Origin of the sequence: Bradyrhizobium sp. BR13661, from assembly GCF_029892425.1 — a bacterium.
Taxonomy (GTDB): Bacteria; Pseudomonadota; Alphaproteobacteria; order Rhizobiales; family Xanthobacteraceae; genus Bradyrhizobium.
Map to the genome: position 1 here is coordinate 12,797 of NZ_JARXWB010000014.1, position 23,934 is coordinate 36,730.

Genomic DNA, 23,934 nt, shown 5'->3' on the forward strand with positions numbered 1-23,934 from the left:
CGAAGGGAGGCCGTCCGCGTCACGCGGGCGGCCTTTCCGCAGTGACTTCTTGGGTGTCTTAGGCTTGATCGCTCGGCCCGATTTGATCCAGGAGCGCCGCCGAGAGCTCTATCTGATGATGAGGAATGCCGCGATTTCGGGCGGCAGTTTCCAGTGCGGCCGTCGCTTCCATATAAATGCGGAAATGCGCGGCGCTTTGCGTGACGCCGCCACCGTCAGTATTCGGGCCGAATACGACTTCATGGCAGCGGGATACTGATCCGGACGTGAATGCCCGGCAGGACGGCGGACGGACCGGGTAAACGGAGCACCGATCGTCCTGCCCAAGCAACGGACATCGCTGCCGAAGCGCGGTGGCATCAGCGGCGTGTCGCGACGCGGCGGCCGCGTTTTCCAAGCGCACCCGCAGCGCCGCACGATCCTCGACCGAAAAGTTGGCGGTGATGTAATCCGATATGAGCGCGGCGACGCCGGGTGGTACCTTGACATGGAGATGGCAGCACGCTGCACAACTCGCGCTGCATGCAATGACCGGCTGATTTGGCATGTGCTCACGAAAACTCGTTGCCGCTGCATCAGCGATGGCTACGCCGGCGTGAGCTGCCGCCACCATACTATCCGCACGTCCGAGCTCAACCGCAAACGATGCGCGCAGATTTTCGAAGATGCGTTCGTATCTGCTCGACAGCGAACGCACGAGGGCACCAACTTCCGCGATATCATTTTTAACAAAGTCGATGGTGTCTTGAGCGCACATGCGGTAGCCAACCTCGAATCGATTGCTCATGTTGGCAGAAATGACCGACGTTACCAGTCGTATCGCGACACGCTACACTTGGCGCGCAGGCCCTAACGCGCGGCCCCAAGACCACTCTCGGCAATCCGCTCGGCGAACCAGCGCGACTGCGGCTGATCGAGCACGCCGCCTACTGCGACGACGCGAATGACCGGCCTGCAAGATGGTGGCGGCTCATTCGTCCTCTGCCACAGTGCGATCGATGTCGGCACCCGGCGAGCCACTCGCCGCATTCTCGTCGCGCCTGTCGATGTGCATTCCAGTCATACCCGTAAGCAGCGGCTTGGCCGGTTCAGGGCGGTCCTCGTCCTGCGGCAAACCTGCTTGTTCAGCCGGCGTCTTCTCATTGCTTGCTGCGGGTTTTTCTCCGCGATTCTCGTCCGGCATGTGCTCTCTCTCGGCTAAAGACCTGGCAACGGAACCGGGTCAACATAACAATCTTTCCTGCAACCGGTTTGACCGGAATCAATGCGGTCGATGAGCCATCGCAGGCCGCTCGATGCGCCCGCAAAATCGCGATGACACGGCAGCTCCGATCGCCCTCAGCCTCTGGTTCGTTCGTTGAGCCTGATCAACGCGCTCCGGACCGATCGGGTCTATTCAGAAAACATTGGTCGATAAACCGAGCCTGCTCATGGGAAGCTTAAGCGAAGCAACGATCGAGAGAATTCGTGCCGAAGGGACGGCAAGGTCCGCGGCGGCGATTGATCAATTGGCCAAAGTGATCCGCTCGATGCCCGACCAGCAGCCCCCCACGGAAAAGATCAGCGTCCGGCATCTCAATTTCTACTATCAGGACGGCAACCAAGCCCTCAAAGACATATCCATGCCGATCTATGCCAATCGCGTCACAGCGCTCGTTGGCCCCTCTGGATGCGGCAAGTCGACATTGTTGCGCGTGTTCAATCGGATGTACAGCCTGTACCCCGGCCAGCGGGTCGAGGGAGCGGTCCTGCTCGACGGGGAAGATATTCTCTCGAGAAACCTCGACGCCGTGGTCCTGAGAACGCGAATTGGCATGGTCTTCCAGAGGCCGACGCCATTTCCCATGTCAATTTATGATAATGTTGCTTTTGGAATTTCCCTCAATCGGCAACTCACCAAGGCAGAAACGGATACGGCGGTCGAAGCCGCATTGCGGCGCGCAGCGCTCTGGGACGAAGTGAAAGATGATCTTTTCAAGAGCGGATTGGCGTTGTCCGGGGGCCAACAACAGCGACTCAGCATTGCCCGCACCATTGCAATTCAGCCCGAGGTCATTCTCCTTGACGAACCCTGTTCGGCCATCGACCCGATCTCGTCGGCAAAAATCGAACAGACAATCGACGAATTGAAACAGGCCCACACGGTGATCATCGTCACCCACAATCTGCAGCAGGCCGCGCGGGTGTCGGACTATGCCGGCTTCATGTATCTCGGCGAGATGGCCGAGTTCGGCACCGTCCGCGACATCTTCGTGTCGCCCCGGGATTTGCGCACGCAACGGTTCATCACCGGCCGCTTCGGATAGAAGGGCAGCGCGACATCGTCGTTGATCCCAGTCAGCACCCGCGCGTTGCCGCGAAACCGCTCGCCGCAAGCCGGTCCGAGAACCACGGCGATTGCGCCTGATCGAGCGCGCCACCGACATAGACCTCCGACATCGTCACGCCGTTCTTGTCCAGCACCAGCAGCACCCCGATCCAGTAGGCGAACCAGATGTGCGGATCGGTCAGCGCCATCAGCTTGTGCTGGTCGTGCTCCAGCGGCGTGTGATTGCTCGCCTTGCGGATCTCGACGGTGAGCAGATTGTTCGGGATCTCGCGCTGGTGCACGACGACGTCGGGGTAGATCGACTTGCCGAGATGATCGTCGGTCGAGATGATGGTGCCGTGCGGCAGATGCAGCGTACGCTCGCCGAGGCGGTCGTAATTGCAGTCGACCGTCCAGCCCGAAAATTGCCGCTCGAGATGGACGGCGAAGCGATGCGTGATCGCGCGTTCGCCGAGATCCTTCTCGAACAGGAATTTTTCGTGGGCATAGAAGTCCCTGACGGCGGCGATCACCTTGTTCAGCTCGGTCTGCATCGTGCCTCCGGGCTTTTGGCGCTCCGTGTCGTGTGCGCCCTTACATCTGCACTTCGATCAGCCGCGGGCCCGGCTCGGCGACGGCTTCAGTCAGCGCCTTGTTGAATTCGTCGGCATTGGTGACGGCGCGGCCGGGGACGCCCATGCCCTTGGCCAGCGCGACGAAATCGAGCGTCGGGCGGTCGAGGCGGAGCATGTCGTTGGCGCGCTGGCCGGGCTCGCCGGCGCCGACATTGTCGAACTCGCCGCGCAGGATCTGGTAGATGCGGTTGGCGAACACGATGGTGACGATGTTCAGATTCTCGCGGGCCTGCGTCCACAGCGACTGGATCGTGTACATCGCGCTGCCGTCGCCGACCATGGTGATGACCTTGCGGTCCGGGCAGGCGATCGCGGCGCCGATCGACAGCGGCGTCGAGAAGCCGATCGAGCCGCCCATGTTCTGCAGCCAGTCGTGCGGCGCGGCGGCCGCCGTCGGCGGGAAGAAGCCACGGCCGGTCGTCAGGGACTCATCGACCATGATCGCGTTCTCGGGGATCGCACAGGCGATCGCCTGCGCGATCGAGGCGAAGGTGAGCGCGCCGGTCGGCTTGACCAGCTCGGCCAAGCCGTGCTGCTTGACGTCCCTGGCGCTGGCCTTCACGGCGCCTGCGAGCGCTTCGAGCGCAGCGACCGAATTCTCGCCCCAGGAGGTCATGCGATGGACCTCGCAGCCCTCTGGCTTGAGCATGCTCGGCTTGTTCGGATAGGCGAAGAACGCCACGGGATCGTCGGACTCGACCAGCACGATGTGACGGAATTTGGCCAGCATCGGCAGCGCGTTCTCGATCACATAGTGGATGCGGTCGATCGAGTAACGGCCGCGGCCGCGCGCCATCTTCGGGCGGAAGGTCGGGCCCATCACGGTGCAGCCGGTCTTGCCGGCGATGCGCTCGGCCAGCGCCAGCCCGTGCTCGCTCAGCGCGCTGCCGGTCATCAGCAGCAGGGTACCCTCGCCGTCGCCATGCAGGATTTTTGCGGCCTGCTCGACCGCCTGCGGCGAATAGCTGGCGCGTTGTTGTTCGGCCGGCACCTCGGCGACGCCGTCGGCCTCGTTCCAGGCGGTGTCGGCGGGCAGGATCAGGGTCGCGATCTGCGGCGGGGCGCTTTTGGCGGCGGCGATCGCCGCGGCGCCGTCAGCGGCGACCGATTTGGAATTCGGCGAGGTGCGGACCCAGGACGACATCGGCCGGGCCAGGCCCTCGATGTCGGAGGTCAGCGGCGCGTTGTAGTCGATGTGGTAGACGGCATGCTGGCCGACGATGTTGACGATGCCGGAATTGGCCTTCTTGGCGTTGTGCAGATTGGCCAAGCCGTTGGCGAGACCGGGGCCGAGATGCAGCAGGGTCGAGGCGGGTGTGCCCTTCATGCGGAAATAGCCGTCGGCCGCGCCCGTCACCACGCCTTCGAACAGGCCGAGCACGCAGCGCATGCCGGGCACGCGGTCGAGCGCCGCGACGAAATGCATCTCCGAGGTGCCGGGGTTGGTGAAGCAGACGTCCACCCCGCCCTTGACCATCGTCCGCACCAGGCTTTCCGCACCGTTCATTCTGTCCGCTCCCGCAACCGGCCGTTTCCAATGATCCACTTCAGTGGTCCTTGCGATCAATCATTGTTCGCGAGCCCGGTCAAAGCAATAGCTGGCATCGCGGCCCTGCCCCGCAGGGCAATCCGCCAGTTTGGCTAATGCTTTTTTTCGACAAATTGGCGCGGTTGCCGATTCGGTAACCCATCCGCCGGGGATGGGCAGCCTCACGTGCCCGTGGCTTGCGGAATGCGCGCAAATATGGCCTGTGGCTTTCGTTGAATCGATTTTTTCTTGGGGGGAATAATGACCCGGTTTTTTGCCGCGCAGATCACCGCAATCGCAGTTTTGCTGGCCGGCGCGGCCGACGCGTCCGCGGCGGGAATGATAGACTTCACAGGCACCAGCTCCACCTCCTTTCTCGGCAGCGGCGCGAGCCCGATCCCCCGCACCACCGTCATGTACAACGGCAATTATGCCCCCGGCACGGTCGTGGTGAACACCGCCGAGCGCCGGCTCTATCTGGTGCTCCAGAACGGCCAGGCGCTGCGCTACGGGATCGGCGTCGGCCGCGACGGCTTCCGCTGGGGCGGGGTGCACAAGATCACCGCCAAGAAGGAATGGCCGGATTGGACCCCGCCGGCGCAGATGCTGGCACGGCGGCACGATTTGCCGCGCCACATGAGGGGCGGTATCGAGAACCCGCTCGGCGCGCGCGCGATGTATCTGGGCTCGACGCTCTATCGCATCCACGGCTCCAACGAGCCGGAGACGATCGGCCAGGCGGTGTCCTCCGGCTGCTTCCGCATGACCAATGACGACGTCACCGACCTCTACGGCCGCGTCGGGGTCGGCACGACCGTGGTGGTGCTGAACAACTAGAGCCGCGGACGCGGTCGGAACCCTCCGGCCGCGTGCATCTGCGGACTTGTGCGTTGCCGGCGAATACGGCAGCGTTGCGTGACGATGAGCGCATTGGTCCCGCCTGCCCTCCGCTTCGCTCTGCTGACGCTCGCAGCACTCACATGTGTGCCTGACACCGCCCCCATCGCCACCGCCGGCGAATTGCCCGCGATCGTCTCACGCCAGCGTGTCGAGAAGAAGAGTTTTACCGACGCCGAGATCGTCGACGGCTTCTTCAAGACCGCGTTCGGCGCCGAATACCACCTCGCCGGCCGCGTCGATCGCATCCGCAAGTTCGGCACCCCGGTGCGCGTGTTCGCCGAGACCGACCGCGCCGACCGCAAGGCACAGCTGGCGAAGGTCATCGCCGACATCGACAAGCGCGTGCAGCATCTCGACATCGCCATGACCGATACCAGCGAGGCCGCAAATGTGCGGGTGAAGCTGGTGCGCGACCGCGACCTCTACCGCACCATCGCGAGCTTCTACGGCGCGGAGAAGGCGCGCGAGATCCGCACTTCGCTCGATCCGCAATGCCTGTCCGGCTTCCGCAAGAACGATCAATTCGAGATCGAGCATTCCGACGTCATCCTCACCGTCGACACCGGCGATTTCACCTTCCTCGACTGCGCCTATGAGGAGGTGTTACAGTCGCTCGGGCCCATCAACGACACATCGAGCGTGCCGTGGACGATGTTCAACGACAATGTGTCGATGGGCTATTTCGACGTCTACGACCAGTACATCCTCAATCTGCTCTACGACCCCCGCGTCAAGGCCGGCATGACGGTGCTGGAGGTGAGAGCGGTGCTGCCGGAGGTGCTCGCGGATGTGCGGGCTTGGGTGAAGCAGGTGAATGATCTGAAGGATTGAGCGACGCTTCTTACCCTCCCCTGGAGGGGGAGGGTCGGCTCACATGGAGCGAAGCGAATGTGAGACGGGGTGGGGTGAAGGTCCTTCAGCGACGAACAGTGCCCGTGTTGAGAGATCACCCCACCCCGCTGTCGCTGCGCGCGATCGACCCTCCCCCTCCAGGGGAGGGTAAGAACCACGCCCCGTCCTACCCCACCAAATCCGCCACCGTCGTCGCCGCCTTCAGCCCGGTGCCGGTAAGCACTACCACCGTGGTCTCGCTCGCCTTGATGGCGCCGGAGGCAGCGAGCTTCTCGAGCGCGGCGGCCGCGCTGGCGCTGGTGGGTTCAGTGAACAGGCCCTGCCGCGCCAGGCGACGCAGCGCGGCGACGATCTCGTCCTCTGTGAGCGCGACCGTGGCGCCGCCGCTTTCGCGCAACGCGCCGATGATCTCGCGCAGCCGCAGCGGGTGCTTGATCGCAGTGCCCTCGGCGATGGTCTTGTTGACCTCGCGCGCGACAGGCGTGTCGACGCCGGCCTTGAAGCTGGCGTCGATCGGCGAGCAGTTGAGCGGCTGCGCCGCGAACAGGCGCGGCAATTTTGCGATCTGACCTGCCTTCAGGAGCTCGCGGAAGCCGAAGGCGCACCCCAAGAGGCTGCTGCCGGCGCCGACGGGGACGATGACGTTGTCGGGCGCGCGAAAGCCGAGATCTTCCCAGATTTCATAGGCAAGCGATTTGGTGCCTTCGAGAAAGAACGGCTGCCAATTGTGGCTGGCATAGAAGGTCTGGCTGGACTGCCTGATGGCTTCCGCCTCCGACTCCTCGCGCGGCCCCTCGACCAGCTGCACCTCGGCACCGTAAGCACGCACCTGCGCGATTTTTGCGGGCGAGGTCGAGGCCGGCGCCAAAATCTTCACGCGCATGCCGCCGGCCGCACCGAGCCCTGCCATCGACGAACCGCCATTGCCGGAGGAATCCTCGAGGATGGCGTTGACGCCGATCTGCCGCAGGAAGGACAGCATGACCGCAGAGCCACGGTCCTTGAAGCTGCCGGTCGGGTTGAACCATTCGAGCTTGAAGAACGGCCGCAGTTCGCCCCAGCCCTGCTGGACCAGCGGCGTGCAGCCGGTGCCGAGCGAGATCGGATCCTTGATCTCCACCGGCAGCGCCGCCCGGTAGCGCCACAGCGAGCGCGTGCCGCTGTCGATGTCGGCGCGCGAAATCCCCGGCCCCGGCGTCACCAGCAGCGGCGTGCGCTCGTCCGAGCACCAGCGCGGCTCGTGAAGGGAATAGAGCTTTCCATTGCGGGGATCGATGTAGCTGGCGGTGGACATGGCGCACTCCGGGGCAATCCGCTCGATATGTCCGAATATGCGGGCTTTATCCAGCCGCCTGACGCGCCCCTTCAAAAAATTGAATAAATACATAGGTATAGGATGTGTTTTGGCACCCCTCGCCGATCCGGACCGGCGGCATGGCTGCCCGCATCGCACGATTAACTTGTCTGTCGTGGCTCGCCGCTACAATATGTTGGATTGCGTCGCCGGGCTCTGGTCCGGCGTCGCTGATAAGCCAGGCCCGTCCGAGCGGCGGGCCGTTGGCTTTTTGGGAGTTTGGCTATGAGCCGCGCGAACCGTACTGACCATATCCGCCTCACCTCGCACCCCGAGCCGGGCCGCAAGGCGGCGTTTCCGATTCACTGGGGCGCAGCCGATGCGCGCGCCCGCGGGCCCATCATCGGCACGGTATCGCGCGCCGGGGACCGTAATGTCATCGGCAGCCATGGCGGCTCCTACGCGATGTACCGCGCGCTCGCCGTCTCCGCCGGCGCGCTGGATCCGATTCGCAGACCCGACCTCACCAACACGTTTCCGGCCGCGACGATCGGGCCGTTCGAGCAATGGCGCGATCCCGCAAAAATCGTCGCGCTCGATCCCTGGGGCCATCTCGTCGCCGAGCATTTTGGCAAGGACCTCGCCGAGGGCGTCGACATCCGCCCGAGCATCGCGATCACGCGCGCACGGCTGGACCTGCCTGAGATCCGCGAGGCGCTGGCCGCCAAGCGACTGCGCGCCGACGGCGAGGTGGTGCACGCCAATGGCAGCGTCTCGGTGGTGAAGATCGCGATCGATCCGGTCTGGTACCTGCCGGGCCTTGCCGAGCGCTTCAAGACCAACGAGACCGAGCTGCGCCGCACGCTGTTCGAGCAGACCGCCGGCATGTTCCCCGAGCTCGTGACCCGGCCTGACCTGAAGGTGTTCCTGCCGCCGATCGGCGGCACGACGGTCTACCTGTTCGGCGATGTGACCAAGCTGCCGGACCATCGCACCAAGATCACCTGCCGCGTGCATGACGAGTGCAACGGCTCCGACGTGTTCGGCTCCGACATCTGCACCTGCCGGCCCTATCTGATCCACGGTATCGAGGAATCCGCGCGCGGCGCGCAGGAGGGCGGGCTCGGGCTCGTCATCTACAACCGCAAGGAAGGCCGCGCGCTTGGCGAGGTCACCAAATTCCTGGTCTACAACGCGCGCAAGCGTCAGGAGGACGGCGACGCGGCTGCCGCCTATTTCGAGCGCACCGAATGTGTCGCCGGCGTCCAGGACGCGCGCTTCCAGCAGCTGATGCCCGACACCATTCACTGGCTCGGCCTGAAGCGCATCGACCGCTTCCTGTCGATGAGCGACATGAAATACGACGCGCTGACCTCGCAGGGCATCGACATCGTCGAGCGCGTGCCGATTCCGCTGGAGCTGATTCCGGCGGACGCCCATGTCGAGATCGCCGCGAAGAAGGCCGCCGGCTACTACACGACCGACATCGCGCCGGAGAAGGACGTCAACGGCGTGGTCGGACGTTCGCTGGAAAAATACTGATCTGGCGATGGCGGACGTTTTGGAACAAGAGGCCCGCGCGCTGCTCACCGCAAAGGCGGTTCGCGCCCGTGCCGGGCAAATGCTCGACATTGGCCTGAACGACGGGCTGACGCATTTCACGATCGATCTCGATCGCATGGATGGCGTTGCGGAGGCGGTGCTGGCGGTGACGCGCGCGGCCTATCCGACGCTCGACATTCCCTTTCACGCGCGCTGGCGGCATTTCGTGTTCGGCGGTGTCGACCGCTGGGCGCAATTGGCCAATGCAACATCGTGGTCCGATCGCGCGGCAAGAGCGCGCGCGGAGTTCGACCTCGCCATCGTCAGCGTGCTGCTCGACGCCGGCGCGGGCGCGACCTGGCGCTATCGCGATGCGGTGACGGGACAAGGCATCGGCCGATCCGAGGGGCTCGCGCTTGCAAGCCTCGACATGTTTGCCGGCGGCGTCTTCTCGCACGATATCCGCACGCCATTCAGGGCCGATGCGCACGTGCTCGAGAACCTGCTTCTCTCCGTCCTCCCTTCCGCATTTCAGGCGAGCGATGACAATCCGTTGCTCGGGCTTGAGGGCCGCACCGATTTGTTGCGGCGCTTGGGTAAACTGGTGGGGGAACGTGGGGAGATCTTCTGCCTGCGAGACGACGTGCCACGGCCCGGCGGCCTGTTCGACTATATTGTCGCGCAGGCAAAGGGTGGCGCCATCCCCGCCCCCGCCATCCTGTCCGCGGTGCTGAACCAGCTCGGGCCGATCTGGCCATCGCGGCTCGAACTCGGCGGCGTCCCGCTCGGCGATTGCTGGCGCCATCCGGCCATCAAGGCCGATGATGCCACCACCGGTCTCGTGCCGCTGCACAAGCTGTCACAATGGCTGAGCTATTCGCTGATCGAGCCGCTGCAGCGCGCAGGCTTCGACGTCACCGACATCGACGGCCTGACCGGGCTTGCCGAATATCGCAATGGCGGCCTGTTCGTCGATCACGAGGTGTTGCGCCTGCGCGATGCTGCCGACGCCGATCGCGCGCATGCGGTGGACTCACCTCTCGTCGTGGAGTGGCGCGCACTGACGGTCGCGCTGCTGGACCGCGTTGCGGATCTCGTTCGCGCCAAGCTCGGCCGCACGCCACAGTCGCTGCCGCTTGCCAGCATCCTGGAAGGCGGCACCTGGGCCGCGGGCCGGGCCATCGCCTTTGCGCGCCGTCCCGACGGCTCACCGCCACTCAAGGTGATCAGCGACGGTACTGTTTTCTGACCCCCTCATCCGGCGCTTTGCGCCACCTTCTCCCGCAAGGGGAGAAGGGAAACAGCAAGAGCATCCGATCATGGAAGGCGTCACGATCGTCGATCATCCGCTGGTGCAGCACAAGCTGACCTTGGTGCGGGACAAATCGATCTCGACAAAATCGTTCCGCGAGCTGATCAAGGAGATCGGCATGCTGCTCTGCTACGAGGTGACGCGCGATTTGCCGCTCACTGACACGGTGATCGAGACGCCGCTGGCGACGATGCATTCGGCCAAGATCGCCGGCAAGAAGCTGGTATTCGTGCCGATGCTGCGCGCCGGCACCACCTTCGTCGACGGCATGATGGACCTGGTGCCGACCGCGCGTGTCGCCCATATCGGACTCTATCGTGAGCCACAAAGCTTTGCTGCGGTCGAGTATTTCTTCAAATCGCCGTCCGATCTCAGCGAACGCCTCGCGATCGTGGTGACGCCTGTCGTCGCGACCGCCAACACGGCTGTCGCTGCCGTCGACCGGCTGAAGGAGCGCGGCGCGAAAGACATTCGCCTTGCCTGCCTGATCGCAGCGCCGGAAGGACTCGAGCGGCTGCGGGGCCTGCATCCGGACGTGCACATCTGGACCGCCGCGGTGGACGAAGGCCTTGACGACAACGGTTTCATCCTGCCGGGCCTTGGCGATGCCGGCGATCGCGCGTACGGGACCCGGTAGGTCGTCATGCCCGGGCTTGTCCCGGGCATCCACGTTCTTGCACACCGCGGCCAAAGACGTGGATGGCCGGGTCAAGCCCGGCCATGACGCCGTTGGGTACTGTCGACGCCCCTTACCGCCTCAAATCTTCCCGCTGCCGCAGATGCCCTTCAGCGCCTGCCATTCCTTGTCCGTCAGCAGTGGCGGGCCACTGGCGGGACGGTCTTCCCGGGTCATGCGCGCGAGGCGATCCTCGGTCAGCGGATGGCTCGCCAGGATCGTGAAGCCTGATCCACCCTCCTTGCCGGTGATGCGGAACATCAACTCGGCCGCGGGCTTCGGCGAGCGGCCGAGCTTGTGCATGATCTCGATGGCGAAAGTGTCGGCATCGGTCTCGGCCTCGCGCGAATAGGAGGCTTCGACCAGGCTGCGCGAGGCGAAGATCACGGCCGACGAGCCGGTGACGTCGCCGAACAACAGGCCGATCAGGAACGAGGTGCCGCCGTTGTAGATCAGGCCGCGCATGTTGTCGTGATGCTTGAGATGGCCGAGCTCGTGGGCGAGGATGCCGGCGACCTCGTCGGGGCTTTCGGCCTTCTCCAGCAGCGCGTTGAGCATGAAGACTTTGCCGCCCGGCAGCGCGAACGCATTCGGCACCGAGCTCGGCAGCACGCCTGATGTCATGGAATCGTCGTCAAGCCCGGCGGCGTCGCGCAGGCGGTTGACCAGCTTGGAAAAAGCCGCCTGACCTGCCGGGTCGCTGCAGGATTCGCGGCCGAACAAGGTCCGCATCTGAACTTCGGACGCATCGCCGATCCGTCGCTCGATCGGTTTCGGCACCAGCGGCGCCAGACGGTCCGCAGCGAGCGGTACACCGAACAGCACGACGCAAACGATGGAGACGGCGGCCGCGACCGACCAGCCGACGATTTTTGCGACCCCGCGGCCCGTGGTCCGGTGTTCGTCCAGACGTGGACAGCGTGCCGCGATATCGGCCGCGAACGCAGCATCGCGGATCTCGAGCCGCGCCAGCGGTGGCGCGGCTGTCGAGGTCAGGCGCAAGATGCCGGGCGGACTGTCAGCACGGCGGATCTCGTCATAGGCCCAGCGTGTGACGAGTGAGCCCGCCTCGACCTCGCTGAGTTCGGCGATCTCGAGCGCGTCTGCGAGCGTCAGCATGACCTGCCGCCGGCGGCTCGATAGTCCGTCGAAGAAGATCGCCCTTTGTCCGGGCTTCGGCTCGGCGCCGGTCTCGGCCGTCACATCACTCACAGCCTAGAATCCTGCGACATCAAGGCCATCGGCAAAACCTTCGCCGAGGGCGCTGGCGAGTTCGCCGCTGGCGCGAACATCGGCCGCAACTCCGATATCGTGCACAACAAGCGTCTCCGAAGCTTTCAGCCACATATCGTGCTGGAGATACATGCGCATGACGACGTTCAAGGCGAGCGCCAGAGCAAGATAACCGATCACCAACATGGTCAAAAGTGGGATGTTCCGCGCGATCGCGTCGGGTCCAACGGGCGCCCCGCCGGCCGCCGCGACAATCCCCGCGGCGCCTGCGGCGTAGAACCCGAATAGAACGCTCAAGAGCATCCACCAGCCAATCACTTTCCAGTAAAGGCCGTAGAAGGCATTGTGCGGCAGATCCGAGGAGAGGCTGACGCCGCCGATGCGGATGCCGTTCAGCCACCAGCGCCATTCGCGCGCCTTGAACTCGGCATAGAGGAACGGCGCAGCCGGGAAAAACAGCAACGCGAGCGGCGTAAGCAGCCACAGCCACCAGCCGCGCTTGAAGAACTCCCAGCCGTCGCCTTCGAAGTCACCTTGCAGGTCACCGAAATAAGTGTGCTGCATCTTGTAGCGCTCCAGCGACGCCTCGCGCCATGGCAGCGCCAGGCCGAACGTCAGGAACACCAGAAGACCCCACAGCATCGCGCGAAACGAATAGGCCCAGCCGGATCCGTCCATCCAGAAGCGCACGCCGCGCCAGACCGTGCGTGTGAGCCGGTAACGTCGCGCGCGAAAAATCGCGAATTGACCAAACGCGTAAAAGGCGATGAACAGCGGCGTCGAGGCAAAACCCTTCCAGCGCTCGAACTCGATGCCGACAAGGAAATAACCGAGATAAATCGGCACCAGGATCGCGAGCGCGATCAGGAAGCCGATCAAGAGCTCCTTGGCCCGGCCGGTGTATTCGGCAGCGTCGCCGTCGATCGACGTATTCGACCACAGATGCCGGCGGATGTCGGTGACGAGCCAGAACCGGTAGAAGCCGAAGGTCACGAGCTCGAGCATGGCCCCCTTGGTGACCATCTTGCGGAACTCGGGGCGGTTGCCGGTGAAATCGACCCGCGTCGGCGGTAGCGGCGGCGGGACCGGTTCGGCGGGACCCAGGGGGGCCCATTGCATGTCATTCACGGCAGCAACCTCGGGATGCGGATCTGATCCGCTCAAACTATAGATCAGAGATTAGTCGATCCCCAAGACGGGCGGGTTCGATTTAGCTCGGTTTCAAGCGAATTATCTGCCGTTTCGCCAGAGTACTGCGTGCTGGAGGTCACGTTGCCACATCTGCGTGACGGTCCGTCAAACCTCTCGCAAAGGGTGGACGTAGCAAAAACTCTCCCTTGCTCCGAAGCACGTAACGCGTTGTAATTGTGCTTCAAATACCGCAGCGCAGAATTCACAAAAATCGCGCGGTCCAAGCGCGGTCGACGTCAGGGAGAACGGTCATGCATGGGACCATGGAAAGCACGGCAAAGCTCGACGCCTTGCGCGAGCGCGCGTCGTCACTGCCGCTGGAGCAGTTCGATCCAGGCGACCCTGAATTGTTCAGGACCGATACGTTCTGGCCGTATTTCGACCGGCTGCGCCGCGAAGATCCCGTGCACTATTGCAAGGACTCGATGTTCGGGCCGTATTGGTCGGTGACGCGCTACAACGACATCATGGAGATCGAGACCAACCATGCGGTGTTCTCCTCGGCCTCCGCGCTCGGCGGCATCACCATCCGCGACATCGATCCCGATCTTCGCCGCGAGAGTTTCATCTCGATGGATCCGCCGCGGCATGCCGCACAGCGCAAGACCGTGGCGCCGATGTTCACGCCGACGCATCTGGACAACCTCGCGCTCAACATCCGCAAGCGCTCGGCCGAGTGCCTTGACAATCTGCCTGTGGGCGAGGTGTTCGACTGGGTCGACCAGGTCTCGATCGAGCTGACCACGCAGATGCTCGCGGTGCTGTTCGACTTCCCCTGGGAAGACCGCCGCAAGCTGACGCGCTGGTCGGATATTGCCACCACGATCCCGGGTCCCGACGGGCTGGTCGCGACCGAGGACGAGCGACAGGTCGAGCTGACGGAATGTGCGCAATATTTCGCGCGGCTGTGGAAGGAGCGCATCGAGCAGCCGCCGAAGAGCGATCTGCTTTCAATGATGGCGCATGGCGCCGCGACGCGCGACATGGATGCGCGGAACTTCCTCGGCAATCTCATTCTTTTGATCGTCGGCGGCAACGACACCACGCGCAACACCATGTCGGGCTCGCTGCTCGCGCTGAGCCAGCATCCGGAGCAATATCGCAAGCTGCGCGAAAACCCTGAAATGCTCGACAGCTTCGTGCCCGAGGTGATCCGCTGGCAGACGCCGCTGGCGCATATGCGCCGCACCGCGCTCGCCGACTTCGAGTTCCGCGGCAAGCAGATCAAGAAAGGTGACAAGGTCGTGATGTGGTACGTCTCGGGCAACCGCGACGAAGAGGCGATCGAAAAGCCCTACGACTTCATCATCGACCGCGCCCGCCCGCGCACGCATCTGTCCTTCGGCTTCGGCATCCACCGCTGCGTTGGACTACGACTTGCCGAACTCCAGCTCAAGATTATTTGGGAGGAGATCTTGAAGCGGTTCGACCATATCGACGTGGTCGGCGCGCCGAAGCGGGTGTATTCGAGCTTCGTGAAAGGTTTGGAAACGCTGCCGGTCAAGATTGCAGCGTGAGTTCCGAATTATAGTGTATAACATTGGCACTTGCGACGACGTCCCTCACCACGACGGCGTGAACGAACACACTGGAGCGACTGCCCATGAACATTCAGACCCCGGTCAAGGCCGACAAGGCCGAACGCATGCGGCGCGCACGCGAGGAAGCCTATGCGACGCCGCTGAAGAACTTTCATCCGGGTGCGCCCAGGCTGTTCCAGGACGACACGCTGTGGCCGTGGTTCGAGCGGCTGCGCAAGGAAGAGCCGGTGCATTATTGTACCAACGCACCGATCGAGCCTTATTGGTCGGTGGTGAAATACAACGACATCATGCATGTCGACACCAATCACGGCATCTTCTCGTCGGACTCGACGCTCGGCGGCATCGCGATCCGCGACGTGCCGGAGGGTTACGACTGGCCGAGCTTCATCGCGATGGACCAGCCGAAGCACTCGTTGCAGCGCAAGACCGTGTCGCCGATGTTCACGCCGACGCACCTGGACGAACTGGCAAAGCTGATCCGTCAGCGCTCGCAGACCGTGCTGGACAACCTGCCGCGCAACGAGACCTTCAACTTCGTCGAGCGCGTCTCGATCGAGCTGACGACGCAGATGCTGGCGACCCTGTTCGACTTCCCCTGGGAAGAGCGCCGCAAGCTGACGCGCTGGTCCGACGTCTCGACCGCGCTGCCCAAGAGCGGCATCGTCTCCTCGGCCGAAGAGCGGCGCCGCGAGATGGACGAATGCTACGCCTACATGTCGAAGCTGTGGAACGAGCGCGTCAACTCGGCACCGCGCAACGATCTGTTGTCGCTGATGGCCCATAACGATGCAACGCGCTTCATGGATCCCGACAATCTGATGGGTAACATCATCCTGCTCATCGTCGGCGGCAACGACACCACGCGCAACACCATGACGGGCTCGGTGCTGGCGCTGAACGAGAACCCCGAACAATACGACAAGCTGCGCGCCAACCCTGAATTGATCGACACCATGGTGCCCGAGGTGATCCGCTGGCAGACGCCGCTGGCACATATGCGCCGCACCGCGCTGCAGGATACCGAGATCAACGGCAAGCACATCAAGAAGGGCGACCGCGTCGTGATGTGGTACGTCTCGGGCAACCGCGACGAAGAGATGATCGAGCGCCCCGAAGAGTTCATCATCGATCGCGCCCGTCCGCGCACCCATCTCTCCTTCGGCTTCGGCATCCACCGCTGCGTCGGCATGCGGCTTGCAGAATTGCAGCTGCGGATCGTCTGGGAGGAAATGCTGAAGCGCTTCGACCGGATCGAGGTGGTCGGCGAGCCGAAGCGGATCTATTCGAGCTTCATCAAGGGATACGAGACGCTGCCGGTGCGGATTCCGGGGTAAGCTCATCCTCATTGCGAGCGTAGCCCTTAGGGCAAGCCGCATCCCCAATCTCCGTTGTCATGCTCCGCGAAAGCGGGGCATCCAGTACGCCGCAGCTTCTCGGCTCTATCACTGCTGTCTCTGGAATACTGGATCGCCCGCTTTCGCGGGCGATGACAGCGGAGTACTGAGCGGCCAGCTATAAAATTTCGGCATGACAGGTCGCGCCAGATGCGAAGGCAAGATGGCGCCTTCCTGTTCTACGACACGACCGCATCTAACTCAATTTGATGTCCCACACGCCGTCCTTGCGGCAGGCGGCGACCTCGTCGCGCAGGAGCGCGGTGACGGCGAGTGACGCGGTCGAGGCCGGGCGGTCGATCGGAGAAGCGAAAATGAGCTCGCGTGTCATCGGCTTCGACACCATTGCCGTTTCTAGCCTGTTGTCCGCGACCTCGGCGTGGACCGACGAGGGCGGCAGCAACGCGAAGCCGAGGCCTTCCTCGACCAGGCTGGTCAGCACGCGGAACGAATCTGCTTCCAGCTGGACGTTGAGCTTGATCTTGCGTTGCGCGGCCGCATGCTCGATCAGCGCGCGGAGGCCGTGCGAATGACTGGGCAGCACCAGCCGCTGCCGCAGCAGCCAGCCGATGTCGACGCTCTTCTTGCGCGCGAGGCCGCAGCCGCGCGGGCCCACCGCGACGATGTTGTCGCGGCCGAGGCTCTGCACATTGAGATGCAGATCGGCGGAACGGCCGTAGAGGATGGCGAGGTCCATCTCGCCGCGATGCAGCCATTCGACGATATGGCCGCTATAGCTCTCGACGATGCGCAGCGAAATACCGGGATATTTTTCGACGCAGCGCCGCGCAAACCGCGCCGACAGCACGCAGCTCACGGTCGGGACAAGGCCGAGCACGACCTGACCGGACGGCGGCCCCTTGGCCGACTGGATATCGTCGCGGATCTGGTCGATCTGCCGCACGATGCCGGAGGTGCGCGCCAGCAGCAGGCGCCCGGCTTCGGTCAGCACCATGCCGCGGCCGTTGCGGGTGAACAATTCGGTGCGCAGCTCGTGCTCCAGCAGCTTGATCTGCCTGGAGAGCGCCGGCTGCGCCACGCGCAACGTGTCGGAGGCTTTGGAGAGGCTGCCGAGCTCCGCCACGTAACTGAAGGTCCTGAGCTGCCGGAAATCCATGCTTGCCAATCCTGGAAGGCTACTCCATACGCTATAGCAAATGAGCATAGGGGGCTGGCGATGTTTTCACAACGCCAGAGGGTTGGCCGGCGTTATCTTGACTGCCGCCAGATACGGAAACGCCATGACTGAAGAACACCACAGCGAAGATCACGCAGACATCCGCGAAGCCGTCGCAAAGCTCTGCGCGCAGTTTCCCGGCGAATACTGGCGCAAGCTCGATCGCGAGATGGCCTACCCCAAGGCCTTCGTCGATGCGCTGACGGAGGCCGGTTACCTCTCGGTGCTGATCCCCGAGGAATATGGCGGCGCCGGCTTGAAGCTGTCGGCGGCCGCCGCGATCCTCGAAGAGATCCAGCGCGCCGGCTGCAACGGCGGCGGCTGCCACGCCCAGATGTACACGATGGGCACCGTGCTGCGGCACGGCAATGCCGAGCAGAAGGCAAAATACCTGCCGAAGATCGCGAGCGGCGAGTTGCGGCTGCAGGCCTTCGGCGTCACCGAGCCGACCAGCGGCACCGACACGTCGTCGCTGAAGACCTTTGCGCGCAAGGAAGGCAACGACAGCTACATCGTCAACGGCCAGAAGATCTGGACCAGCCGCGCCGAACATTCCGACCTGATGGTGCTGCTGGCGCGCACCACGCCGAAGGAGCAGGCGAAGAAGCGCACCGATGGCCTCTCGGTGTTCATCGTCGACATGCGCGAGGCCAAGAACAATGGCCTCGAGATCCGCCCGATCCGCACCATGATGAACCACGCCACCACCGAAGTGTTCTTTACCGACATGAAGGTGCCGGCGGAGAATCTGATCGGCGAAGAGGGCAAGGGTTTTCGTTACATCCTCTCCGGCATGAATGCCGAGCGGATTTTGATCGCCGCCGAGTGCGTCGGCGATGCAAAGTGGTTCATTGCGAAAGCCACCAACTACGCCAAGGAGCGCAGCGTTTTCGGCCGTCCGATCGGCCAAAATCAAGGCATTCAGTTCCCGATCGCCAAGGCCTATGCCTCGATGCGCGCGGCCGAGCTGATGGTGAAGGAAGCGACGCGCAAATACGAGGCCGGGCTCGATTGCGGCGCGGAGGCCAACATGGCCAAGATGCTCGCGGCGGATGCGTCCTGGGAAGCGGCAAACGCCTGCATCCAGACCCATGGCGGCTTTGGCTTTGCCGAGGAATACGACGTCGAGCGCAAATTCCGCGAGACGCGGCTGTATCAGGTGGCGCCGATCTCGACCAACCTCGTGCTGTCCTTTGTCGCCGAGCATGTGCTCGGCATGCCGCGCTCGTACTGAGGTCGCACCATGGGAGCACTTGACGGGATCAGGGTGATTGCGGTCGAGCAGGCGGTGGCGGCGCCGTTCTGCTCATCGCGGCTGGCGGATGCCGGCGCCGAGGTGATCAAGATCGAGCGGCCCGAGGGCGATTTCGCCCGCGGCTACGACGCGGCGGCCAAGGGCCAGAGCAGCTATTTCGTCTGGCTCAACCGCGGCAAACAATCTGCCGTGGTCGACCTCGCCACCAAGGAAGGCCGCACTGAACTGGAGAAGCTGATCGCGAGCGCCGACGTACTGGTGCAGAATCTCAAGCCCGGCTCGATGGACAAGCTCGGCTTCTCGCGCGAGCGGCTGCTCAAGGACTATCCGAAGCTGATCTCGTGCACCATCACCGGCTATGGCGACGAGGGCCCCTACGCGCATCGCAAGGCCTATGATCTCCTGATCCAGGCCGAGAGCGGGCTTGCTTCCATCACCGGCAACCCCGACGGCGCCTCGCGCGTCGGCATGTCCATCGTCGACGTCGCGACCGGCGCCACCGCGCATGCCGCGATCCTGGAGGCGCTGATCGCGCGCGGGCGCACCGGCAAGGGCGCAGATATCCGCATCTCCATGTTCGACGTGATGGCGGACTGGTGCACCGTGCCGCTGCTCAACGCCGAGGCCGGCAATCCGCCGAAGCGCATGGGGCTGCGACATCCCTCGATCGCGCCCTATGGCGTGTTCACCTCGAAGGACGGCAAGGATATCCTGATCTCGATCCAGAGCGAACGCGAGTGGAAGACGCTCTGCGCCGAGGTGCTTGATAGGCCCGACCTGCCTGCCGATCCCCGTGTCGCCAACATGGTGGAGCGCGTGCGCAACCGCGATTTCACCGACACGACGGTCGCTGACATCTTCGCCAAGATGACGCGCGACGAGCTGCTGAAGCGGCTGTCCGACGCCGACATCGCGTTCGCCGAGGTCAACACCATGGCCGACCTCACCAACCATCCGCATCTGCGCCGCATCGAGGTGGATACACCGAATGGCCGCGTCAGCTATCCCGCGCCGGCGCCGATCATCGTCGGCGAGACCCGCACTTACGGCGCCGTGCCGGCGATCGGCGAAAATCCCAAGAAGTAAGAAGAGCGAGGCGTCATGACCGAGCAGCTCGACATCGATCACTTGCGGCAATGGATCGGCCGCAGCACCGAGGCCACCGACATCGTCACCGCGCAGCTCGTTAGGGGTCTGCGTGCGACGCTGTTCCAGGATGTCGGCGAGCCCAGGGCGGGTGACGCCGCGCCGTTCACGGTGCATTGGTGCCTGGCGCAGCCGGTGTTTCCGATGTCGATGCTCGGGCCCGACGGCCATCCCACCCGCGGCGGCTTCCTGCCGCCGGTGCCGCTGCCGCGCCGGATGTGGGCCGGCGGCGAGATCGAATTCCTGCAGCCCTTGCGCGTCGGCGATGAATCGACGCAGACCTCGCGCATTGCCGACGTGCAGGTGAAGACGGGATCGACCGGCACGCTGTGCTTCGTCTCGGTCGAGCACAGCATCTCTTCGCCGCGCGGTGTCGCCATCCGCGAGCGGCAGGACATCGTCTATCGCGAGATGACGAGTCATGCGCCTGCAAGCACGAAGGCCCCGCCTCCGCCGCCGAAAGCGCAGCATCGCGAAACCCATGTCAGCGATCCCGTGCTGCTGTTTCGCTACTCGGCCCTGACTTTCAACGGCCACCGCATCCATTACGATCGCGACTACGTCACCAAGGTCGAGGGATACCCGGGTCTGATCTTTCACGGCCCGCTGCAGGCTGCGCTCATCATCGAGATGGCGGCACGCTTGCGCAGCGGCAAGCCGCCGAAGAAGTTCACCTATCGCGGCGTGCAGCCGCTGTTCGAGGGGACCGAGTTCTCCATCAACGCCAATGAGACCGAGGCCGGCATCGAGCTGTGGACCGCGAATGCGGAGGGGCAGCCGACGATGAAGGGGACGGCGGTGTGGTAGCTTCGTCATTCCGGGGCGATGCGAAGCATCGAACCCGGAATCTCGAGATTCCGGGTTCGCTTCGCGCCCCGGAATGACGAACCTAAGCACGTAGGGGACGGAAACGATGACAAAAAACGGCAAGACCGGCAGCAAGTCCGTCACCGTCAAGCAGGCGACGCTCGACCTGCTGCGTTCCTTCGGCATCAACAAGGTCTTCGGCAATCCCGGTTCGACCGAGCTGCCATTCCTGAGCGACTGGCCCGATGACATCGATTATGTGCTGGCGCTGCAGGAAGCCTCCGCCGTCGGCATGGCCGACGGCTACGCGCAGGCGACGCGCAATGCCGGTTTCGTCAATCTGCATTCGGCGGCCGGCGTCGGCAATGCGCTCGGTAACATCTACACCGCGCATCGCAACCAGACGCCGCTGGTGATCACCGCGGGCCAGCAGGCGCGCTCGATCCTGCCGCTGCAGGCGTTTCTCTATGCCGAGCGCGCGTCGGAATTTCCGCGGCCCTATGTGAAATACAGCGTCGAGCCGGCGCGGCCCGAGGACGTGCCGGCCGCGATCGCGCGGGCCTATTACACCGCGATGCAGCCGCCTTGCGGGCCGACCTTCGTGTCGATCCCGATCGACGACTGGGCGCATGCCTGCGCGCCGGTCGAGGCGCGCACGGTCAGCCGCGAGATCGGACCCGAGCCTGACGCGATGAAGGCGCTGGTTGCCGCGCTCAGCTCCGCAAAGAACCCTGCCCTCGTCGTCGGTCCCGGCGTCGATCGCGCCGGCGCGGTGGACCTGATGGTGAAGGTGGCGGAGAAGGCAAAGGCTTCCGTTTGGGTCAGCCCTTTCTCGGCGCGCTGCTCGTTTCCGGAGCGGCATCCGCAATTCGCGGGCTTCCTGCATGCCTCGCCGGCGCAACTCTCCGACGCCTTGCGCGAGAACGACCTCGTCGTCGTCATCGGCGCGCCTGTTTTCACCTTCCATGTCGAGGGCCATGCCGCGATCTTCGATGGCGGCGCGACGATCTTCCAGATCACTGACGATGCGGACGCGGCCGCGGTGACGCCATCGGGCACCAGCATCATCGCGACCATGAAGCCGGCGCTGAGCCTGCTGCTCGACCTGCTGCCGGAGAGCAAACGCGCCACGCCAAAAGTCCGTACGCTGCCACCGGCACCGAAAGCCGCCGATCCGCTGCCGGTCGAATTCCTGCTGCATTCGCTATCGCAGGCAATGCCTGACGGAGCCTCGCTGGTCGAGGAAGTGCCTTCGCACCGGCCGGCGATGCAAAAGTTCCTGCCGATGCGCGGCCAGGATTCGTTCTACACCATGGCCAGCGGCGGCCTCGGCTATTCGCTCCCCGCCGCAGTCGGCATGGCGCTGGGCAAGCCGAACAGCCGCACGGTGTGCTTGATCGGCGACGGCTCGGCGATGTATTCGATCCAGGCGCTGTGGACCGCCGCGCAACGCAAGCTGCCGTTGACGATCGTCGTGATCAACAATTCCGGCTACGGCGCGATGCGCTCGTTCAGCCAGGTGATGCAGGTGCGCAACGTGCCCGGACTTGAGTTGCCGGGGATCGATTTCGTGCGGCTCGCCGAAGGCATGGGCTGCCACGCGGTGCGCGTGAGCAAGGCGGCGGAGGTTGGCGAGGCACTGAAGCGCGGGATGGTGCATGAGGGCGCCAGCCTCGTCGAGGTCGTCGTGGATTCGGCGGTGCCGGTGCTGTACGGGCAGAAGCATTAACGCGGCTAAGCCGCCAAGAATCCCCCATCCGCCGCCAGCACGTGGCCAACGACATAGGACGACGCATCCGACAATAGCCACACCACGGCTTCCGCCACCTCCTCCGGCGTGCCCATCCGCCGCAACGGCAGGCCGGCGCCAACGGTTGCGACATCGCCGACGCCGGCGCTCAGCATCATGTCGGTGATGACACGTCCGGGCGCGACGGCGTTGATGCGGATGCCGCGCGGGGCGTTCTCCATCGCGGCCGAGCGCGTCAGCGAGATCGCAGCGGCCTTCGAGGCTGAATAGAGCGAGAAGCCGGGATTGGGATTGCGTACGCCGCTGACGGAGGCGTTGACGACGATGCTGCCGCGGCCCTGCGCCAGCATGACAGGCAATTGATGCCGCAAGCACAGGAACAGCGCGCGGACGTTGGTGTCGAACACGCTGTCGTAGATATCGGTGCCCTGCTGCTCGAGTGGCGCGCGACGCTCCTGGAAGCCGGCATTGTTGAAGGCGACGTCGAGACGGCCAAAGCTTTCAAGGGTCGTGCGGATCATCCGTTCGACCTCGTCCTCTCGCGTGATGTCGGACCTGATCGCAATCGCCTCCGCACCGAGCTCGCGGCAGGCAGCCGCGGTAGCTTCGATTTCGGCCTCGCGCCGGCCTGCAGCAACCACCGCTTCGGCACCCTCGGCTGCCATCCGCAGCGCCGTGGCGCGGCCGATGCCGCTGCCGCCGCCCGTGACGAGGCAGACCTTGCCGCTCATCCGCTGACCGGTTGGCGAATTTCCGCTCATGGCTCACTCCGAAACGCTTGCGCGCGCCGTTGCGCGCATATAGTTGTATGATACAACTATATGCGCGGAGTCAAGACGTGGCTGAACTCACGCTGATCGACGATATCCGCGCCGCCTCGCGGTTGATGGTGCGCGAGCTCGGCTTCATGGATGCGACGGTGGCGGCCTCGGACTATCCGCCATCGGCGGTGCACACGATTCTGGAGATCGGCATTCGCGGGCCGCTGACCTCGGGCGAGCTCGGCGATTTCCTGCGATTGGAAAAGTCCAGCGTCAGCCGCCTGGTGCGCAAGCTGATCGACTGCGGCGAGCTCAGAGAGACGCCAGATGAGCTTGATGCCCGCAGCAAGATGTTATCGCTGACGGCGAAGGGACGGCGCACGCTGGAGGCGCTGCATGCGTTCGGCCGGCAGCAGGTGCGCGGCGCGTTGGCGACGCTGACGGACGCCGAGCAGCGCACGGTGCGCGAGGGCATGATGCTCTATGCGCGGGCGCTGCGGGCGAGCCGGGTGGAAGAGGTGTCGTAGCGCAGGTGATTCGCCCCATTGTCGTCCTGGCGAAAGCCAGGACCCATTACCCCAAGCGAGTGTTTGGCGAAGGCCAGTCGTCCGGTATGACGACCTTTCACA

General features: G+C 64.2%; 22 protein-coding genes. 13 read left to right on the forward strand and 9 right to left on the reverse strand.

The window, feature by feature from the left end:
- Positions 1-58: 58 nt before the first annotated feature.
- Together M2427_RS22425 and M2427_RS22430 are read right to left on the reverse strand one after the other, a co-directional pair.
- On the reverse strand, positions 59-787 hold the full coding sequence (locus M2427_RS22425; protein ID WP_280708863.1) for a YkgJ family cysteine cluster protein: 729 nt from the start codon (positions 785-787) through the stop codon (positions 59-61).
- A 183-nt stretch (positions 788-970) separates the two neighbouring features.
- Positions 971-1,183: a hypothetical protein gene (locus M2427_RS22430; protein WP_141678773.1), complete on the reverse strand. Its 213-nt coding sequence runs from the start codon at positions 1,181-1,183 to the stop codon at positions 971-973.
- Positions 1,184-1,529: 346 nt separating this feature from the next.
- Here M2427_RS22430 and pstB point away from each other — a divergent pair, with 346 nt between their 5' ends.
- Complete coding sequence (gene pstB / locus M2427_RS22435) at positions 1,530-2,306, forward strand: phosphate ABC transporter ATP-binding protein PstB (protein ID WP_280709066.1); 777 nt, start codon at positions 1,530-1,532, stop codon at positions 2,304-2,306.
- Positions 2,307-2,337: 31 nt separating this feature from the next.
- On the opposite strand, the gene M2427_RS22440 is transcribed toward pstB, so the two are convergent.
- Together M2427_RS22440 and M2427_RS22445 are read right to left on the reverse strand one after the other, a co-directional pair.
- Complete coding sequence (locus M2427_RS22440) at positions 2,338-2,862, reverse strand: hypothetical protein (RefSeq protein ID WP_280708865.1); 525 nt, start codon at positions 2,860-2,862, stop codon at positions 2,338-2,340.
- 40 nt (positions 2,863-2,902) lie between these two features.
- Complete coding sequence (locus M2427_RS22445) at positions 2,903-4,450, reverse strand: acetolactate synthase large subunit (protein WP_280708866.1); 1,548 nt, start codon at positions 4,448-4,450, stop codon at positions 2,903-2,905.
- A 282-nt stretch (positions 4,451-4,732) separates the two neighbouring features.
- On the opposite strand from M2427_RS22445, the gene M2427_RS22450 reads away from it, so the two are divergent.
- Positions 4,733-5,308, forward strand: coding sequence for a L,D-transpeptidase (locus M2427_RS22450; RefSeq protein ID WP_280708868.1), 576 nt, complete (start codon positions 4,733-4,735; stop codon positions 5,306-5,308).
- An 84-nt stretch (positions 5,309-5,392) separates the two neighbouring features.
- The gene (locus tag M2427_RS22455) at positions 5,393-6,202 is read left to right on the forward strand and encodes a DUF2927 domain-containing protein (RefSeq protein ID WP_280708869.1); all 810 of its coding nucleotides are present in this window, start codon (positions 5,393-5,395) and stop codon (positions 6,200-6,202) included.
- A gap of 187 nt (positions 6,203-6,389) precedes the next feature.
- On the opposite strand, the gene M2427_RS22460 is transcribed toward M2427_RS22455, so the two are convergent.
- Positions 6,390-7,517, reverse strand: coding sequence for a threonine synthase (locus M2427_RS22460; RefSeq protein ID WP_280708870.1), 1,128 nt, complete (start codon positions 7,515-7,517; stop codon positions 6,390-6,392).
- Positions 7,518-7,802: 285 nt separating this feature from the next.
- Here M2427_RS22460 and M2427_RS22465 point away from each other — a divergent pair, with 285 nt between their 5' ends.
- From M2427_RS22465 to upp, 3 genes are all read left to right on the forward strand, one after another.
- Positions 7,803-9,059: a GTP cyclohydrolase II gene (locus M2427_RS22465; protein ID WP_280708871.1), complete on the forward strand. Its 1,257-nt coding sequence runs from the start codon at positions 7,803-7,805 to the stop codon at positions 9,057-9,059.
- A 7-nt stretch (positions 9,060-9,066) separates the two neighbouring features.
- Complete coding sequence (locus tag M2427_RS22470; protein WP_280708872.1) at positions 9,067-10,308, forward strand: URC4/urg3 family protein; 1,242 nt, start codon at positions 9,067-9,069, stop codon at positions 10,306-10,308.
- A 70-nt stretch (positions 10,309-10,378) separates the two neighbouring features.
- The gene (gene upp / locus M2427_RS22475; RefSeq protein ID WP_280708873.1) at positions 10,379-11,008 is read left to right on the forward strand and encodes a uracil phosphoribosyltransferase; all 630 of its coding nucleotides are present in this window, start codon (positions 10,379-10,381) and stop codon (positions 11,006-11,008) included.
- Positions 11,009-11,128: 120 nt separating this feature from the next.
- On the opposite strand, the gene M2427_RS22480 is transcribed toward upp, so the two are convergent.
- Complete coding sequence (locus M2427_RS22480; protein WP_280708874.1) at positions 11,129-12,259, reverse strand: M48 family metallopeptidase; 1,131 nt, start codon at positions 12,257-12,259, stop codon at positions 11,129-11,131.
- A 3-nt stretch (positions 12,260-12,262) separates the two neighbouring features.
- Complete coding sequence (locus tag M2427_RS22485; RefSeq protein ID WP_280708875.1) at positions 12,263-13,399, reverse strand: YjgN family protein; 1,137 nt, start codon at positions 13,397-13,399, stop codon at positions 12,263-12,265.
- A gap of 323 nt (positions 13,400-13,722) precedes the next feature.
- Here M2427_RS22485 and M2427_RS22490 point away from each other — a divergent pair, with 323 nt between their 5' ends.
- Together M2427_RS22490 and M2427_RS22495 are read left to right on the forward strand one after the other, a co-directional pair.
- Complete coding sequence (locus M2427_RS22490) at positions 13,723-14,988, forward strand: cytochrome P450 (protein WP_280708877.1); 1,266 nt, start codon at positions 13,723-13,725, stop codon at positions 14,986-14,988.
- Positions 14,989-15,074: 86 nt separating this feature from the next.
- Positions 15,075-16,349, forward strand: a complete 1,275-nt coding sequence (locus tag M2427_RS22495) for a cytochrome P450 (protein ID WP_280708878.1) — start codon at positions 15,075-15,077, stop codon at positions 16,347-16,349.
- Positions 16,350-16,605: 256 nt separating this feature from the next.
- Here the strand turns inward: M2427_RS22495 and M2427_RS22500 are convergent, their stop codons facing one another.
- Complete coding sequence (locus M2427_RS22500) at positions 16,606-17,526, reverse strand: LysR substrate-binding domain-containing protein (protein WP_280708879.1); 921 nt, start codon at positions 17,524-17,526, stop codon at positions 16,606-16,608.
- A gap of 124 nt (positions 17,527-17,650) precedes the next feature.
- Here M2427_RS22500 and M2427_RS22505 point away from each other — a divergent pair, with 124 nt between their 5' ends.
- The 4 genes from M2427_RS22505 (at position 17,651) to mdlC (ending at position 22,523) form a co-directional block, all read left to right on the forward strand.
- Positions 17,651-18,820: an acyl-CoA dehydrogenase family protein gene (locus M2427_RS22505; RefSeq protein WP_280708880.1), complete on the forward strand. Its 1,170-nt coding sequence runs from the start codon at positions 17,651-17,653 to the stop codon at positions 18,818-18,820.
- 9 nt (positions 18,821-18,829) lie between these two features.
- Positions 18,830-19,927 carry a CaiB/BaiF CoA-transferase family protein gene (locus M2427_RS22510; protein WP_280708882.1) on the forward strand — a complete coding sequence of 366 codons (1,098 nt, stop codon included), beginning with the start codon at positions 18,830-18,832 and terminating at the stop codon, positions 19,925-19,927.
- Between the two features lie 15 nt (positions 19,928-19,942).
- Positions 19,943-20,794, forward strand: a complete 852-nt coding sequence (locus M2427_RS22515; protein ID WP_280708883.1) for a MaoC family dehydratase N-terminal domain-containing protein — start codon at positions 19,943-19,945, stop codon at positions 20,792-20,794.
- 106 nt (positions 20,795-20,900) lie between these two features.
- Entirely contained in the window at positions 20,901-22,523 is a 1,623-nt protein-coding gene (gene mdlC / locus M2427_RS22520; RefSeq protein WP_280708884.1) for a benzoylformate decarboxylase, read from the forward strand.
- A gap of 5 nt (positions 22,524-22,528) precedes the next feature.
- On the opposite strand, the gene M2427_RS22525 is transcribed toward mdlC, so the two are convergent.
- Positions 22,529-23,305, reverse strand: coding sequence for a glucose 1-dehydrogenase (locus M2427_RS22525; protein ID WP_280708885.1), 777 nt, complete (start codon positions 23,303-23,305; stop codon positions 22,529-22,531).
- 77 nt (positions 23,306-23,382) lie between these two features.
- On the opposite strand from M2427_RS22525, the gene M2427_RS22530 reads away from it, so the two are divergent.
- On the forward strand, positions 23,383-23,832 hold the full coding sequence (locus M2427_RS22530) for a MarR family transcriptional regulator (protein ID WP_280708886.1): 450 nt from the start codon (positions 23,383-23,385) through the stop codon (positions 23,830-23,832).
- Positions 23,833-23,934: the final 102 nt, after the last annotated feature.

Excerpts from the sequence above, each read along its gene's own strand:
- M2427_RS22425 (WP_280708863.1), bottom strand. The coding sequence starts at position 787 with ATGAGCAATCGATTCGAGGTTGGCTACCGCATGTGCGCTCAAGACACC.
- M2427_RS22430 (WP_141678773.1), bottom strand. The coding sequence starts at position 1,183 with ATGCCGGACGAGAATCGCGGAGAAAAACCCGCAGCAAGCAATGAGAAG.
- pstB (WP_280709066.1), top strand. The coding sequence starts at position 1,530 with ATGCCCGACCAGCAGCCCCCCACGGAAAAGATCAGCGTCCGGCATCTC.
- M2427_RS22440 (WP_280708865.1), bottom strand. The coding sequence starts at position 2,862 with ATGCAGACCGAGCTGAACAAGGTGATCGCCGCCGTCAGGGACTTCTAT.
- M2427_RS22445 (WP_280708866.1), bottom strand. The coding sequence starts at position 4,450 with ATGAACGGTGCGGAAAGCCTGGTGCGGACGATGGTCAAGGGCGGGGTG.
- M2427_RS22450 (WP_280708868.1), top strand. The coding sequence starts at position 4,733 with ATGACCCGGTTTTTTGCCGCGCAGATCACCGCAATCGCAGTTTTGCTG.
- M2427_RS22455 (WP_280708869.1), top strand. The coding sequence starts at position 5,393 with ATGAGCGCATTGGTCCCGCCTGCCCTCCGCTTCGCTCTGCTGACGCTC.
- M2427_RS22460 (WP_280708870.1), bottom strand. The coding sequence starts at position 7,517 with ATGTCCACCGCCAGCTACATCGATCCCCGCAATGGAAAGCTCTATTCC.
- M2427_RS22465 (WP_280708871.1), top strand. The coding sequence starts at position 7,803 with ATGAGCCGCGCGAACCGTACTGACCATATCCGCCTCACCTCGCACCCC.
- M2427_RS22470 (WP_280708872.1), top strand. The coding sequence starts at position 9,067 with ATGGCGGACGTTTTGGAACAAGAGGCCCGCGCGCTGCTCACCGCAAAG.
- upp (WP_280708873.1), top strand. The coding sequence starts at position 10,379 with ATGGAAGGCGTCACGATCGTCGATCATCCGCTGGTGCAGCACAAGCTG.
- M2427_RS22485 (WP_280708875.1), bottom strand. The coding sequence starts at position 13,399 with ATGCAATGGGCCCCCCTGGGTCCCGCCGAACCGGTCCCGCCGCCGCTA.
- M2427_RS22490 (WP_280708877.1), top strand. The coding sequence starts at position 13,723 with ATGCATGGGACCATGGAAAGCACGGCAAAGCTCGACGCCTTGCGCGAG.
- M2427_RS22495 (WP_280708878.1), top strand. The coding sequence starts at position 15,075 with ATGAACATTCAGACCCCGGTCAAGGCCGACAAGGCCGAACGCATGCGG.
- M2427_RS22500 (WP_280708879.1), bottom strand. The coding sequence starts at position 17,526 with ATGGATTTCCGGCAGCTCAGGACCTTCAGTTACGTGGCGGAGCTCGGC.
- M2427_RS22505 (WP_280708880.1), top strand. The coding sequence starts at position 17,651 with ATGACTGAAGAACACCACAGCGAAGATCACGCAGACATCCGCGAAGCC.
- M2427_RS22510 (WP_280708882.1), top strand. The coding sequence starts at position 18,830 with ATGGGAGCACTTGACGGGATCAGGGTGATTGCGGTCGAGCAGGCGGTG.
- M2427_RS22515 (WP_280708883.1), top strand. The coding sequence starts at position 19,943 with ATGACCGAGCAGCTCGACATCGATCACTTGCGGCAATGGATCGGCCGC.
- mdlC (WP_280708884.1), top strand. The coding sequence starts at position 20,901 with ATGACAAAAAACGGCAAGACCGGCAGCAAGTCCGTCACCGTCAAGCAG.
- M2427_RS22525 (WP_280708885.1), bottom strand. The coding sequence starts at position 23,305 with ATGAGCGGAAATTCGCCAACCGGTCAGCGGATGAGCGGCAAGGTCTGC.